Origin of the sequence: Streptomyces sp. NPDC049879 (assembly GCF_044461265.1) — a bacterium.
In the GTDB taxonomy this organism is placed as follows: domain Bacteria; phylum Actinomycetota; class Actinomycetes; order Streptomycetales; family Streptomycetaceae; genus Streptomyces.
Genome location: NZ_JBITKT010000009.1, coordinates 112863 through 127331 on the forward strand (window position 1 = coordinate 112863; position 14469 = coordinate 127331).

The window sequence follows — 14469 nt, forward strand, 5'->3', positions numbered from 1 at the left end:
GGACACGGCGGAGCGGCGGAACCCGGACGGGCCCGCCCCGCGTCCCATTGGACGCCGCCACGGCCCCCCGCGGTCAACCGCGCGCGACGGGGCGCGCGGTCGCACCGGCGGCCCGGCCCCGCGCCCCGGGCCCGCCGCGCGGACCCCGTACCGCTCAGACCGTCGGGTCGGGCTCCGGCGAGAACTCGTCCGCGTGCTCACCCGTCACCAGGTACACCATCCGCCGCGCGATCGACACCGCGTGGTCGGCGAACCGCTCGTAGTACCGGCCGAGCAGCGTCACGTCCACCGCCGTCTCGATGCCGTGCTTCCACCGCTCGTCCAGCAGGTGGCTGAAAAGCGTCCGGTGCAGCGAGTCCATCTCGTCGTCGTCCTGCTCCAGCTGCATGGCCAGGTCCACGTCCTTGGTGATCAGCACCTCGGTCGCCTTCGCCATCAGCCGCTGCGCCAGCTGCCCCATCTCCAGGATGGTCGCCGACAGGTCGCGCGGCACGGCCGAGTCCGGGAAGCGCAGCCGCGCCACCTTGGCCACGTGCTGGGCCAGGTCGCCGCACCGCTCCAGGTCCGCGCTCATCCGCAGGCTGGTGACGACGATCCGCAGGTCCGTCGCGACCGGCTGCTGGCGCGCGAGCAGGGCTATCGCCGCGTTCTCCAGGTCGCGGTGCATCTCGTCCACCTTGATGTCGGCGGCGATGACGCTCTCCGCCAGCTTCAGGTCGGCGTCCAGCATCGCCGTCGTCGCCCGCCCGATGGCCGACCCGACGAACCTCGCCATCTCCACCAGGCTGTCGCTGACCGCGTCGAGTTCCTCGTGATACGCGTCACGCATTTGACCGTTCCGTCCCTTCCGAGCCCACCGGGCTGCTTCGCTCACACTCTCGGGTCCAGCTCACCCACTCGGGCCCGGCCCCCACACTCCGGCCGGAAAGCGGCTGTTCCCGCCCCGTCAAGTGAACCGTCGTTGTCGCCAAAGTGAACTCTCACCGGCGTCCGGACGAGCATCTCCGTCCGGCCCTGTGGTTCACCGCCGCACCGCGCATAACCTGAGCATATGGACGTGAACGCGGCGGTCGCCGCAGTGGCGGCGATCGCCGGTCTGTGCACCGGCGTCATCGCCATGCTGGCATTCCGGCTCAGCGAGCGCGAGCGTACGCGTCCGCCGCGCGACACCCAGCAGGCGGAAGCCACCCTTCCGCCCGGTGTCGACACGGTCCTGTCGGTGCTCCGCTCCTCGGCCGTCGTGCTGGACGAGGGGGACGGCGTCGTCAAGGCCAGCTCGGCGGCGTACGCCCTGGGCCTGGTCCGCGGCGGACGCCTCGCCGTCGAGCCCATGCTCAGGATGGCCAGGGACACGCGCCGCGACGGCGAGATCCGCCAGGTGGAGCTGGACCTGCCCCGGCAGACCCGGGCGGGCCGCCCCGACGTGCTCGCGGTCTCGGCGCGCTCGGCACCGCTGGGCGCGCGCCTGGTCCTCCTGCTCGTCGAGGACCTGACCGAGGCCCGCCGCATCGAGGCGGTGCGCCGCGACTTCGTGGCGAACGTCAGCCACGAGCTGAAGACCCCGGCCGGGGCGCTGTCCCTGCTGTCCGAGGCGGTGCTCGACGCCGCCGACGATCCGGAGGCCGTCGTCCGCTTCGCCGGCCGCATGCAGAACGAGGCGACGCGCCTCACCAACCTCATCCAGGAGCTGATCGACCTCTCCCGCGTCCAGGACAACGACATGCTCGCCACCGCCGAGCTGGTCCCGGTCGAGGAGCTGGTCACCGAGGCCATGGACCGCTGCCGCCAGCAGGCGGTCAGCAAGGGCATCACCGTCGCCTCAGGCGGCACCGCGGGCCTCACCGTCTGGGGCAACCGCGGCCAGCTCGCCGCGGCCCTCGGCAACCTGGTCGAGAACGCGGTGAACTACAGCCCGCCCCACACCCGGGTCGCCATCGCCGGCTCCCGCGCCTCCGGCCGCCAGGGCGAACTCGTCGAGATCGCCGTCACCGACCAGGGCATAGGGATCACCGAGCACGACAGGGAGCGCATCTTCGAGCGCTTCTACCGCGTGGACCCGGCGCGCTCCCGCGCCACCGGCGGCACCGGCCTCGGCCTCGCCATCGTCAAACACGTGGCCGCCTCGCACGGCGGGGAGGTCATCGTGTGGAGCGCCGAGGGCCAGGGCTCCACCTTCACCCTGCGTCTGCCGGATCCCCGCAGCGCGCAGGAACGCCGCCTCGCAGCCCGCCGTGAACGCGACGGGCTTGGCGGCACACTCCACGAACCGGCGGAGTTCCCCGACAGCGCCGACACGGACGTCGCCGCGGACGTGGACCCACAGCCGCACGCCACCCGCACCAACGATCCCGCCCGGGAGGTCCTCCCGTGACCAGAGTGCTCGTCGTCGAGGACGAGGAATCCTTCAGCGACGCCCTGTCGTACATGCTCCGCAAAGAGGGCTTCGAGGTCGCCGTCGCGGCGACCGGGCCCGACGGGCTCGACGAGTTCGAGCGCAACGGCGCCGACCTCGTCCTGCTCGACCTCATGCTGCCGGGACTGCCCGGCACCGAGGTCTGCCGGCAGCTGCGCGGCCGTTCCAACGTCCCCGTCATCATGGTCACCGCCAAGGACAGCGAGATCGACAAGGTCGTCGGTCTCGAGATAGGCGCGGACGACTACGTGACCAAGCCCTTCTCGTCCCGCGAGCTGGTCGCGCGCATCCGCGCCGTCCTGCGCCGCCGCGGCGAGTCGGAGGAGGAGAGCCCGGCCGCCCTGGAGGCCGGCCCCGTCAGGATGGACGTGGACCGGCACGTCGTCACCGTCTCCGGGCGGAAGGTCGACCTGCCGCTGAAGGAGTTCGACCTGCTGGCGATGCTGCTGCGCAACGCCGGGCGCGTCCTCACCCGCATGCAGCTGATCGACCGCGTCTGGGGCGCGGACTACGTCGGCGACACCAAGACGCTCGACGTCCACGTCAAGCGGCTGCGCGCCAAGATCGAGCCGGACCCGGGCGCGCCGCGCTACCTGGTGACGGTCCGGGGCCTCGGCTACAAGTTCGAGCCGTAGACACGGGCAGGCCCCGGGGCGTACGGGTGAGGGGCGGGTCCGTCACGACGGACCCGCCCCTCACTCCTGTCCCGCTGGTGCCTCAGTCGCCGACGGCGGGGCCGTCCGACTCGCCGGTGACCGGCTCGTCGCCGTTCGCGTCGCCGTCCTGCTGCTGGTCGCCGCTCGCGTCGTCGGTGCCCTCGGCCTGGTCCTCCTCGGCGGGCTCACCGGTCTCGCCGGTCTCCCCGGCCTCGTCGCCCGCCTCGGCCTCCTCGTCCGGCCCGGCGTCCGGGTCCACCCCGGGGATGTCGCCCGACTCCTCGGAGGCGGCGGGGGAGGGGCCCCAGTCGGCGTAGTGCTCGTACGCCTCGCCGTCGGACACGACGGTCGCGCGCAGCTCGATGTCGCCGGTGTCGCTCAGCACGAAGACGACGCGCTGCGCGTTGCCGAGCGCGACGTCGGAGCCGCTCGGGTCCTGGATGACGACGGCGGGGTTGCCCTCGCCGCCGAGCGCCACGGAGCCGTGCGCCGGGACGACCACGCGGCCCTCGCCCTCGGCGGGCGACAGCTCGGCGGACGTGCCGGAGTCCGGCAGCTCGACGGATTCGAGGACCTGGTCCTCGTCGCCGTCGTTGAACAGCCGCGCGGAGACGGCGGCGGGGCCCTGGTCCGGGTCGGGCAGGATGACGTTGACGTTCTGGATCTTGATGTCCTCCACGTGGGCGGACGCGTTGTCGGGGCGGATCTTGTTGGTGTCCGCGTCGTGCCCGGCACCGCAGGCCGTCAGCCCGGCGATCGAGAACGCGAAGAAGGCGGCGGCCACGCCGCGTCGAAGGCTGCTGCTCACGGCGGCGGCACTCTCCTCGGAGGGTCAGGATGATCTCTCAGGGGCTCAGCGTACCGACCGCTCCCCGGCGTGCCGCATCCGGCCCACCCGCAGGGAGTGTCCGGTAATTGGCCGCTTTCCGACGCGGCCTCGGTGATCAATTCTTCGAGAGCTGCACACGTACGCGAAGGCATTCTGTCAACCGGGACAAAACGGACGGCTTTCCGTGACCGACGGAACTTCTTCACGCGCTCCCGTGCATAGCGGCGCGAACTGCGCGGACCGCCGAACCGCCCTCCGACCTGCGCATACCCGCCGCCGAGACCGCCCCGCAGCATGCCGCGGGTGCGCTTGTCAACCCCCGAGATATGGTCTGACCTGCGAAAACGTCATTCAAAGGGCTCCCTTCCCGTGTTAGCATGGAGAGCCACGGAAGGGGTACCTGTCACATGACGTTCAAGGTTGGCGACACCGTGGTCTATCCCCATCACGGGGCCGCGACGATCGAGGCCATCGAAACCCGCCCGATCAAAGGCGTGGATAAGACCTACTTGGTACTGAAGGTCGCCCAGGGTGACCTGGAAGTGCGCGTGCCGGCGGAAAACGCCGAGCTCGTCGGTGTGCGCGATGTGGTTGGGCAGGACGGTCTGGACCGGGTCTTCGAGGTGCTCCGCGCGCCGTACGCCGAGGAGCCGACCAACTGGTCCCGCCGGTACAAGGCGAATCTCGAGAAGCTCGCGTCCGGCGATGTCATCAAGGTGGCCGAGGTCGTCCGCGACCTGTGGCGCCGTGAGCGTGAGCGCGGCCTGTCCGCCGGCGAGAAGCGGATGCTCGCCAAGGCCCGGCAGATCCTGGTCAGCGAGCTGGCGCTCGCCGAGGCCACCAACGAGGACAAGGCCGAGTCCCTTCTGGACGAGGTTCTCGCTTCCTGAGAGCGGAAGTTCTGGAAACGGAGTTCACGCCTGACCGGGCAGCGCCCGGGCATGTTCCGGGGCCTCGATCGGCGGACGTGGGGAAAACGTCCGCGGACCAGTTCCTGATCGCGTGACCCAGCGGGATCACCGGACCGTCGCCGATGATCGCGAGATCATCCTGTGATCATCGACCGGAGATCACCGTCCCTCCACTCCAGAATGGCGTCCGCTGCGAAATGAGTGCCCGACCGGGTGACGTACGCGTGAATCTTTTCCGAACAACGCATGACGACACACCGGACGCGTCTCACGTTCAGCGTTCTCCCGCATTGCCGCAGCGCCCGAAAGGCATTCCTGGTGCCACGCGGGCGCTGTGGCATGTAAGGCCGTGCCATGTGAGAACACGGCGTGCGGCGGAGGTGTTCCGGCCGGGAAAAGCACCGGAATGCCTCGCTGCCATCGGCGGTGATGCTGTCGCCGCCGCCGTGTGCCGGTCCCTCAGGGCCGACTCGACCGGGACGTCACGGAAGGGTCCGATCGGGCCGCGTCCGGCACGCTGAGGCCATACCCACCACCGCCCCGCGGACAAACCTGCATACCTGGGCAATGTCAGAGATCACACCGCCGTCCGGCGCGATTCCGCGCACCGCAGCCGTCATCCCGGCCGCAGGCCTGGGCCTCCGCCTCGGCGGCGGCACCCCCAAGGCCCTGCGCGAGCTGGGCGGGACGCCGATGCTCGTCCACGCCGTGCGCGCCATGGCGCGCGCCCGCGCCGTCTCCCTGGTCGTCGTCGTGGCGCCGCCCGACGGCGTCGGCAAGACCCGCTCCCTGCTCGACGAGCACCCCGCGCCGCCCGGCGTGGCGCAGCTCGTCGTCGCGGGCGGCGCCACACGGCAGGAGTCCGTGCGCCTCGGCCTCGCCGCGCTGCCCGAGGACGTCGGCATCGTCCTCGTCCACGACGCGGCAAGGCCGCTGGTGCCCGTCGCCACGGTGGACGCCGTGGTGGAGGCCGTGCGCGCCGGGGCGCCCGCCGTCGTACCCGCGCTGCCCGTCACCGACACGGTCAAGCAGATCGCCGCGCCCGCCGTCGCGGGGGAGCCCGAGCCCGTCGTGGCGACACCCGACCGGGCGCTGCTGCGCGCGGTCCAGACGCCGCAGGGCTTCGACCGCGCCACGCTGGCCGAGGCCCACGCCGCGCACGCCGCCGGAGGCGACGCCACCGACTGCGCCGGGCTCGTCGAACGGCTCGGCGTCCCCGTCGTCCTCGTGCCGGGGCACGAGGAGGCGTTCAAGGTCACCCGTCCCCTCGACCTCGTGCTCGCCGAGGCCGTCCTCGCCCGCCGGAGGCTCCCGTCATGACCGACAGCCCAGCCAGGACGGGCAGTCCGGCCCGCCCCGTGCTCCCCCGCACCGGGATCGGCACGGACGTGCACGCCTTCGAGGCGGGCCGCGCCCTGTGGTGCGCCGGGCTGCACTGGCCGGACGCCGCGTACGGGCTCGCCGGGCACTCGGACGGCGACGTGGCCGCGCACGCCGCCTGCGACGCCCTGTTCTCCGCCGCCGGGCTCGGCGACCTCGGCGCGCACTTCGGCACCGACAGGCCCGAGTGGGCCGGCGCCGCCGGGACGGCGCTGCTCGCCGAGGCCGCCCGCATCGTCACGGCGGCCGGGTTCACCATCGGCAACGTCGCGATCCAGGTCATCGGCGTGCGCCCCAAGATCGGCACGCGCAGGGCGGAGGCGCAGGCCGCGCTGTCGGCCGCCGCGGGCGCGCCGGTCTCCGTCTCGGGCACGACCACCGACGGGCTCGGCCTCACCGGCAGGGGCGAGGGCCTCGCCGCCGTCGCGACGGCGCTCGTCGTTGCATCGAGCTGAGCGTTCCATCGAGCTGAGCGTCCCGGCGGGCTGACGGCGCGGCGGCGCGCACGAGGCGCCGCCCACCGGGTATACGGCGTAGCGGACGAAGCCAGCACACGCACGTACAGGAAGGCACAGCCGTGTCCCTCGCACTCCCCGAACCCCTCAGGACGGCGCTCGACCAGCCGACGGTCGTCACCATCGCCACCATCCAGCCCGACGGGTCGCCGCAGGTGAGCCCCGTGTGGATCGCCCGGGACGGGGACGACCTCCTCGTCTCCACGACGGTCGGCCGCCGCAAGGAGCGGAACCTGCGCCGCGACCCGCGCGCGACCGTCACCGTCCTGCCGCCGGAGGACCCGTACGCGTACGCCGAGATCCGCGGCACCGTGACGCTCGCCACCGAGGGCGCCGAGGAGCTGATCGACACCCTGTCCCGCAAGTACACGGGCAAGTCCTACGCCGAGTTCAACCCGGCGTCCGCGCAGGACGATCCCCGGGTCGTCGTGCGCGTCACGCCGACGCGGATCAACGGGCAGGGGATCGTCTGACAACCGGTGCCGCGGGCGTCCCACCGGCGCCCCGGCGCCCACTACTCTTGAGGCGTGACCATTCGCCTGTATGACACCAGCGCCCGGCAGATCCGTGACTTCACCCCGGCCCTGCCGGGCTGCGTCTCGATCTACCTGTGCGGCGCGACGGTGCAGGCGGCCCCGCACATCGGGCACGTGCGGTCGGGGGTCAGCTTCGACATCATGCGCCGCTGGTTCGCGCACCAGGGGTACGAGGTCACGTTCGTGCGCAACGTCACGGACATCGACGACAAGATCATCGTCAAGAGCGCCGAGCAGCGCCGCCCCTGGTGGGCCCTCGGCTACGAGAACGAGCGCGCCTTCGACACCGCGTACGCGCTGCTCGGCTGCCTCCCGCCCACGTACCAGCCGCGCGCCACGGGCCACATCCCGGAGATGGCGGACATGATGGCCGCGCTGATCGAGCGCGGCCACGCGTACGCGGCGGACGGCAACGTGTACTTCGACGTCCGCTCCTTCCCCGGCTACCTCCAGCTGTCCAACCAGGACCTCGACCACCTGCTCCAGCCCGAGGGCGAGGGCGAGACCGGCAAACGGGACCCGCGCGACTTCGCCCTGTGGAAGGCCGCCAAGCCCGGCGAGCCCCGCTGGGACACCCCCTGGGGGCCCGGCCGTCCCGGCTGGCACCTGGAGTGCTCGGCGATGGCGCACAAGTACCTCGGCTCCGTCATCGACATCCACGGCGGCGGCATCGACCTCGTCTTCCCGCACCACGAGAACGAGATCGCGCAGTCGCGGGCGTACGGCGACGAGTTCGCGCGCTACTGGGTGCACAACGCGTGGGTGACCATGGCGGGCGAGAAGATGAGCAAGTCGCTCGGCAACTCCGTGCTGGTGACCGAGATGGCGCAGCGGTGGCGGCCGATCGTGCTGCGGTACTACCTGGGCACGCCGCACTACCGCTCGACCATCGAGTACAGCGAGGCGGCGCTCGCCGACGCCGAGGCGGCGTTCGGCCGGATCGAGGGCTTCCTGACGCGCGCGGCCGAGCAGGTCGGCCCGGTCGCGCCCGCGACCGAGGTGCCGTCCGACTTCGCCGCCGCCATGGACGAGGACCTCGGCGTGCCGCAGGCGATGGCCGCCGTCCACACCACCGTCAGGCAGGGCAACGCGGCGCTCGCTGAGGGCGACAAGGAGTCCGCCGCTGCCCTCGCGGGCCAGGTGCGCGCGATGCTCGGCGTGCTCGGGCTCGACCCGCTCGACCCGGCCTGGAGCGGTACGGGCGCCGGGCGCGGCGAGGAGCTGACCGGCGTGGTGGACACGCTGGCGCGGCTCGTGCTCGCCCAGCGGCAGGCCGCCCGCGAACGGCGGGACTACGGCACCGCAGACGCCATCCGTGATGAACTCCAGTCCGCAGGCCTGGTCATCGAGGACACGCCCAGCGGCCCCCGCTGGGAACTCAGTTAGGACACACACAGACATGCCAGGCAACAGCGCCCGCCCCAACCGCCGTACCAGCAACAAGAAGGGCCCGCAGATCGGCAGCGGCGGCCAGCGCCGCAAGGGGCTCCAGGGCAAGGGTCCGACCCCGCCCGCCGAGATGCGCACCGGCCATGCCAAGCAGCGTGCCGCGCAGGCCAAGGACGCCAAGGCCCGCAGGCAGCAGGGGCGTTCGGGCGGCGGCGCGCGGCGCGGCGGCAGGACGCCGGCCGAACTGGTCGTCGGCCGCAACCCGGTGGTCGAGGCGCTGCGCGGCGGCGTGCCGGCGAACACGCTGTACGTCCAGCAGTTCCTCGACACGGACGACCGCGTCACCGAGGCCGTCAAGCTGGCCATGGAGCGCGGCGACGTGCATCTGATGGAGGCGCCGCGCGCCGAGCTGGACCGCATGACCAACGGGCTGTCGCACCAAGGCCTCGTGCTCCAGATCCCGGCCTACGAGTACGCGCACCCGGACGACCTGCTCGGCGCCGCGGACGACGCGGGCCAGGCCGCGCTGATCGTCGCGCTCGACGGCGTCACCGACCCGCGCAACCTCGGCGCCGTGGTGCGGTCCGCCAGCGCGTTCGGCGGGCACGGCGTGGTCGTGCCCGAGCGCAGGGCGGCCGGGATGACGGCCGGGGCGTGGAAGACGTCGGCGGGCACCGCGGCCCGTACGCCCGTCGCGCGCGCCACCAACCTGACGCGCGCGTTGCAGAGTTACCAGAAGGCGGGCCTCACCGTCGTCGGGCTCTCGGCGGACGGCGAGTCGGATCTCGCGGACGCGCCGGGGCTCGACGGCCCTGTCGTGGTGGTCGTGGGCAGCGAGGGCAAGGGCCTGTCGCGGCTCGTCGGCGAGACGTGCGACGTGCGCGTGCGCATCCCGATGCCGGGCGGCGCGGAGTCGCTCAACGCCGGTGTGGCGGCGGGGATCGTGCTGTACGAGGCGGCACGCCGCCGCGCCTGACGTGTGCCGGGCGGGGGCGGGCGGCGCCTGCCCCCGCCCGGGGTCGTCCGGAGGGTCGCGGTTTGACGGGTCACAGACAGACTTTTGCGGTCCAGACAGTGTCCTCAGGCGTGTCACTCAGTTAGATGAGTGTGGACACCAGAACACACCGCGGCCCCGCGACGGACGAGCCGGTGCTGAGCATGGTCAAGGTGCCGTGCGACCCCGCGCAGGTCGTCGTGAACCACGTCAGTTTCCGGGTGCAGCTCCCCGGTCCGTCCCCGGTCAGCGGAGCGGTCGGCGACCCCACCCGGCTGACCCGCGTCCCCGCGGCGGGCCGCCGCCGCCCCGTCGTCTGGACGGGCCGCAGCTCGCCGGGCGACCCGGGGGCGAGCACGCTGGTCCAGGCGGTGCGCGACGCCGGTGTCTCCGGCGCGACCCAGGTGCTTCCGCGCGTCACGCCCCGCAAGACCCTGATCTCCCCGCGCTCCCCGCTCCCGCCGGAGAGCACGCGCCTGCTCTCCGCCGCCGTCGCGGGACCGCCCGCGCAGCGCTCCCGGACCGGCGCGGGCGGGACGGCCGCGCCGACGCCGCCGCGCGGCACCGAGCAGACCGTCGAGGTGGGCCGCACCCCCGCCGGGCCCGCCGGGCCGCGCGCGGCCGACCGCCGCCAGGCGTACGCGCCGGGCCGCCGTACGAACCGGATGAGCCTGGGCGTCGTCCTGCTGCCGCTGCGCGTCCTGCTCGGCTTCATCGCCATCTACGCGGGCATGGGCAAGCTCACCGACCCCGTCTACTTCGACGGCGGCGAGCGCGGCTCGCTCTACGCCTGGCTGGCCACGCTGGAGCCGTGGACCGTCGCCGCGCCGCTGCACGACTGGGCGCTGGCGCACCCGATCGGCGCGGGCCTGACCGTCGCGTTCACGCAGATCATCGTCGGCGTCCTCACCGTCTTCGGCCTGTGGCAGCGCCTCGCCGCCTCGCTCGGGGCGCTGCTCTCGCTGGCGCTGCTGGTCACCGTCAGCTGGCGGAACGGCCCGGCGTACGACACCCCCGACATCATCCTGTGCGCCGCCTGGAGCCCGCTGATCATCGCGGGCGCGCCCGTCTACTCGCTGGACTCCCGCCTGGCGACCGAGGCGTGGCGGACGCTGGGGCCGCGCGCGCCGCTGTCCGAGCTGCGCCGCCGGGTGCTGCGGCGCGGCACGCTGACCGCGGCGCTGCTGCTCGGCGTCGCCCTGCTGCTCGGCTCGATGCTGGGCAGCGCGGTGCGGTCCGCCGCGTTCCCCGAGGCGCCGGAGCCGGGTCAGCCGCCGCGCAACCACCTGCCGGGACAGCCGCTCACCGAGGAGGAAGAGGAGGCGCGCGCCGACGAGGCGTCCAGCGGCCCCTCGGCCGGGGCGGACTCGTCGGAGGAGCCGGGCGCGGACGGTTCCGCGTCGCCCGAGGGCACCGAGTCGGGCGCGACGACCGGCCCGTCGGCCGGGACCGGCGAGACGGGCGGCGCGTCGCAGTCGCCCGTGCAGGAGGCGCCGCCCGCGCAGCAGACGGTGCCCGCGCCGCAGCGGTCCGCGCCGCCGACGGAGAGCTACGTCCCCGAGGAGCCCGCTCCCGCGCCGGAGACGGGCGGTGACGCGGGTGACTCCGCGGAGCAGGAGGCTCCGGCGGAGGACGGGGGTGAGCGGAGCAGCCTCGGCCCTATCGGCGGGCTGCTCGGTTAGGTGAGGTACTGGGCACCTCATGATGTGACCCGGGTCATGTCGCGCGCGGGGTAACGTGGCCCCGCGCGCGGACAAGCCGGGGAGTGGACCATACGATGCACGCCCGGGTGCGGGACGGCGACCCCGAGGCGTTCCGTGAACTGTTCGACGCGCACGCGCGGTTGATCCACGGGTATGCCGCCCGGTGGACCGGGGACCGCGCGCTCGCGGAGGACGTCGTCTCCGTCACGTTCCTCGAAGCGTGGCGGCTGCGCGACCGCGTGCGGGACGAAGGCGTGGACCTGCGCCCGTGGTTGATGGGCATCGCCGTCAACGTGCTGCGCAACACGACGCGCGCCCGGCGCCGTTACGAGTCCGCGCTGTCCCGTCTGCCCACGGGCGGGAGCGAGCCCGACTTCTCGGACGAGGTGGTCGGGCGCATGGCCGACGCCGAACGGGTCGCGGCGGCGCGGCGCGCGCTGGAGCGGCTGCGGCCGGGGGACCGCGAGGTGTTCATGCTGTGCGTGTGGTCCGAACTGTCGCACGCCGAGGCCGCGATGGCGCTCGATATCCGCGAAGGGACGGTCCGCACACGGCTGTTCCGCGCCCGGTCGCGGCTGCGGCGGTTCGCCGACGAGGAGATGGACAGGGAACGCGCCGTGCGGCCCGGACAACTCCACAGTGACCGCCTGCAGCGGGCGGTCCGGTCCAGTGAGGGGACGAGCGGATGAAGCGCCAGGACGACGCGCCGGATCACGGCGAACTGTCGCGGCTGCTCCCGGCACCCGGCGTTCCGGTCCTTTCCGAGGATCGAAGCCGCGTGCTTCAGGAGTTTGTGATGAGCGAGATCGAACGCGAGCAGGAGCGGGCCGCCGAACCGGCGCGCCCGAAGCGGCGGCGCCGCGCACTGTGGGTGGCGCTGCCGGTGGCGGCGGCCCTGGTGGCGGGCGCCGTGACGTACACGGCGCGGGACGACGACGGGGCGGGCGACGTCATCGGGACGCCCATGGCGGCGAGTCCGGCGCAGTTCCTCCGGCAGGTGTCCGTGCGGGCCGAGGAACTGCCGGTGCCGCGCGCCGACCAGTTCATCTACCAGCGGACGGTCAGCACGTTCCGGCCCATGACGGAAGAGGAGTGGGAGGAGTACTCCGAGGAGCACGGGTTGACGGTCACCCGCTCCACGGGAGACGGCAACTGGGAGACCGTCGTGGGCCTGGAGGACGCGTTGCCCGACGTCAGGTTCATCTGGACGGAGGTCGGGCGTCCCATGGGCGTGGCGACCGAGCCGTACGAGACGGAGCGGTGGATCTCCCCGGACGGCACGACCGGCTGGACGATCAACCCCTACGACCTCATGAACACCGATGGTGAGGGCGTTCCGATCGCCAACGAACCCTGGGAACCGTACCTCGAAGGGACCAACTACGAGTACCTCTCCGAACTCCCCACCGACGCCGAGGGCCTGCGGGACGTGGTCTACGGCGAGTTCGGCGAGCAGGACGGGCTGACCGGGGAGGCGCTGGAACAGCGGGTCTTCAGCGGCTTCGGCAGCCTGGCGTTCCAGGAACTGCTGCCACCGGGACTCGCGGCGGGGCTGTACGAGGCGCTCGGCCAGGTCCCCGGCGTGGAGCTGCTGGAGGGGATCGAGGACGCGGCGGGCCGCACGGTCGTCGGCGTGGGGCGTCTTGACCAGGACACCGGCATCCGGTGCACGTACCTCTTCGACCCGGAGACGTACGACCTCCTCGGCTACCAGGAGGTCCAGGTCGAGGAGCAGGACGGTGTGGCGGTGGGCACGCTGCTGGACAACCAGGCCATCCTCGAACGCGGTGTCGTGGACGAGGCGAGGCAGCGGCCCGGCGAGGGCAGCGGGGCGGCCTGAGCGTCCCGTGCGCGGCCCGGCTCCTCGCAGGGCGGGCCGCGCGTCGGGCGGATGGGGAACGGCGGCCCGGGGGCCGGTGGCGCGGTAGGTCTCAGCCGCGCGCCAGCTCCCGGGCCGCCTCCGTGAGGTCCTTGGCGGTGTCGATGGCCCGCCAGTACGCGCCCTGCGGGATGGCGAAGCCGGCCAGGCGGCGTTCGCGGGCGAGGCGGGGGAACGTGGTGCGCTCGTGGTCGCCGCGGTCCGGCAGCAGCTTGGTGAACTCGGCGGCGAAGACGTACACACCCGCGTTGATCGGGTACGGGGACGGGGGCGCCTCGATGAAGTCGAGGACGTGCCCGAAGTCGTCGATGTCCACGGCGCCCCAGGGCATGCGGGGACGGGCGAGGGCGAGGGTGGCGAGGGCGTCGCGTTCGCCGTGGAAGCCCGCCATCTCGCGGAGGGAGAAGCGGGTCCAGATGTCGCCGTTGGTCGCGTACCAGGGCTCGTCCTGGCGGGGCAGCGCGGCGGCGGCGTACTTGAGGCCGCCGCCACGGCCGAGGGGCTCCGACTCTATGACCGTGCTGACGCGCAGCGGGAGGTCGGCACCGGCCAGCCACTCCTGGAGGACCTCGGCGAGATGTCCGCAGGAGATCACCGCGTCCGTGACCCCCTCCTGGGCGAGCCAGGTGAGCTGGTGCCCGATGATCGGGACGCCGGTGCCGGGGATCTCCACCATCGGCTTGGGCCGGTCGTCCGTGTAGGGACGCAGGCGCGAACCCTGACCGCCGGCCAGGATCACGGCCTGCGTGGGCTGCGGGGCGTCGAGCGGGCTCTGGGGCATACCCGCAGCCTACGGGGTCAGTTGGCGGCGGCCACGCCCGAGGCGTAGGAGGTGTCGCAGACCGGGCGCGCGTGCTGCTGGGCGCGGCGCGTGCTGCCGTACTTCTCGACGGCGGCCTCGCCGAGCGCCTGGGCGATCTGGCCGCAGTGCGGGGCGAGTTCGGGGTCGCGGTCGACGGCTTCCTGGAGCGCGGTGAGGGCGGCGGTCGGGTCGTCCTGCCGGAGGGTGATCAGCAGGCGCTCCTGGAGGGCGGCCTCGGGCGTCAGCTCCTGCTGCTCCTCCTCGGAGGACGCGGTGAGCATCTGGTCGCCCGCCGGGCCGCCGACCCACGGGACGCGGGAGACGGCGAGGGTCCCGGAGAGCACCAGGACAACGGGCAGGGCGATGGCGAGAGTTCGGCCGATGTGGCGGAGTGCCTGGTTCACTGGGTGGTACTCCTCGCGAAGCGGTGACGGCGGGCCGTCGGGGACTGTCGGGAACGAC

At 73.1% G+C, this 14469-nt stretch carries 15 protein-coding genes; 11 read left to right on the top strand and 4 right to left on the bottom strand.

The window, feature by feature from the left end; genetic code table 11:
• Positions 1 to 154: 154 nt before the first annotated feature.
• Positions 155 to 829 carry a phosphate signaling complex protein PhoU gene (gene phoU, locus ACIBPC_RS26940; protein ID WP_362961269.1) on the bottom strand — a complete coding sequence of 225 codons (675 nt, stop codon included), beginning with the start codon at positions 827 to 829 and terminating at the stop codon, positions 155 to 157.
• Between the two features lie 222 nt (positions 830 to 1051).
• Between phoU and ACIBPC_RS26945 the strand changes: the two genes are divergently transcribed.
• Both ACIBPC_RS26945 and ACIBPC_RS26950 read left to right on the top strand, forming a co-directional pair.
• Entirely contained in the window at positions 1052 to 2371 is a 1320-nt protein-coding gene (locus ACIBPC_RS26945) for an ATP-binding protein (RefSeq protein ID WP_362961271.1), read from the top strand.
• A complete protein-coding gene (locus tag ACIBPC_RS26950) occupies positions 2368 to 3048 on the top strand; it encodes a response regulator transcription factor (protein WP_052848564.1) in 681 nt (226 codons plus the stop codon). The genes ACIBPC_RS26945 and ACIBPC_RS26950 overlap by 4 nt, the downstream gene beginning before the upstream one ends.
• Before the next feature lie 82 nt (positions 3049 to 3130).
• Here the strand turns inward: ACIBPC_RS26950 and ACIBPC_RS26955 are convergent, their stop codons facing one another.
• On the bottom strand, positions 3131 to 3877 hold the full coding sequence (locus ACIBPC_RS26955; protein WP_398848186.1) for a DUF461 domain-containing protein: 747 nt from the start codon (positions 3875 to 3877) through the stop codon (positions 3131 to 3133).
• A 428-nt stretch (positions 3878 to 4305) separates the two neighbouring features.
• On the opposite strand from ACIBPC_RS26955, the gene ACIBPC_RS26960 reads away from it, so the two are divergent.
• The 9 genes from ACIBPC_RS26960 to ACIBPC_RS27000 all read left to right on the top strand — a co-directional run bounded on the left by ACIBPC_RS26960 (position 4306) and on the right by ACIBPC_RS27000 (position 13166).
• Positions 4306 to 4788 (top strand): CarD family transcriptional regulator, encoded by a 483-nt coding sequence (locus ACIBPC_RS26960; RefSeq protein WP_362961275.1) that lies wholly within the window; start codon positions 4306 to 4308, stop codon positions 4786 to 4788.
• A gap of 588 nt (positions 4789 to 5376) precedes the next feature.
• Positions 5377 to 6129, top strand: a complete 753-nt coding sequence (ispD, locus tag ACIBPC_RS26965; protein ID WP_398848188.1) for a 2-C-methyl-D-erythritol 4-phosphate cytidylyltransferase — start codon at positions 5377 to 5379, stop codon at positions 6127 to 6129.
• Positions 6126 to 6644 (top strand): 2-C-methyl-D-erythritol 2,4-cyclodiphosphate synthase, encoded by a 519-nt coding sequence (gene ispF, locus ACIBPC_RS26970; RefSeq protein WP_398848190.1) that lies wholly within the window; start codon positions 6126 to 6128, stop codon positions 6642 to 6644. Before ispD ends, ispF begins: the two co-directional genes overlap by 4 nt.
• A 122-nt stretch (positions 6645 to 6766) precedes the next feature.
• Positions 6767 to 7177, top strand: coding sequence for a PPOX class F420-dependent oxidoreductase (locus tag ACIBPC_RS26975; protein ID WP_398848192.1), 411 nt, complete (start codon positions 6767 to 6769; stop codon positions 7175 to 7177).
• A gap of 54 nt (positions 7178 to 7231) precedes the next feature.
• On the top strand, positions 7232 to 8626 hold the full coding sequence (cysS, locus tag ACIBPC_RS26980) for a cysteine--tRNA ligase (protein ID WP_398848194.1): 1395 nt from the start codon (positions 7232 to 7234) through the stop codon (positions 8624 to 8626).
• A 13-nt stretch (positions 8627 to 8639) separates the two neighbouring features.
• On the top strand, positions 8640 to 9605 hold the full coding sequence (gene rlmB / locus ACIBPC_RS26985) for a 23S rRNA (guanosine(2251)-2'-O)-methyltransferase RlmB (protein WP_398848196.1): 966 nt from the start codon (positions 8640 to 8642) through the stop codon (positions 9603 to 9605).
• A gap of 125 nt (positions 9606 to 9730) precedes the next feature.
• A complete protein-coding gene (locus ACIBPC_RS26990; RefSeq protein ID WP_398848198.1) occupies positions 9731 to 11305 on the top strand; it encodes a DoxX family membrane protein in 1575 nt (524 codons plus the stop codon).
• A 95-nt stretch (positions 11306 to 11400) separates the two neighbouring features.
• Positions 11401 to 12015 carry an RNA polymerase sigma factor gene (locus ACIBPC_RS26995; RefSeq protein WP_398848200.1) on the top strand — a complete coding sequence of 205 codons (615 nt, stop codon included), beginning with the start codon at positions 11401 to 11403 and terminating at the stop codon, positions 12013 to 12015.
• A gap of 107 nt (positions 12016 to 12122) precedes the next feature.
• The gene (locus ACIBPC_RS27000) at positions 12123 to 13166 is read left to right on the top strand and encodes a CU044_5270 family protein (protein ID WP_398848202.1); all 1044 of its coding nucleotides are present in this window, start codon (positions 12123 to 12125) and stop codon (positions 13164 to 13166) included.
• Positions 13167 to 13257: 91 nt separating this feature from the next.
• On the opposite strand, the gene ACIBPC_RS27005 is transcribed toward ACIBPC_RS27000, so the two are convergent.
• Both ACIBPC_RS27005 and ACIBPC_RS27010 read right to left on the bottom strand, forming a co-directional pair.
• Positions 13258 to 13986 (bottom strand): NDP-sugar synthase, encoded by a 729-nt coding sequence (locus ACIBPC_RS27005; protein WP_398848204.1) that lies wholly within the window; start codon positions 13984 to 13986, stop codon positions 13258 to 13260.
• 17 nt (positions 13987 to 14003) lie between these two features.
• Positions 14004 to 14411, bottom strand: a complete 408-nt coding sequence (locus ACIBPC_RS27010; protein ID WP_362961295.1) for a hypothetical protein — start codon at positions 14409 to 14411, stop codon at positions 14004 to 14006.
• Positions 14412 to 14469 lie beyond the last annotated feature (58 nt).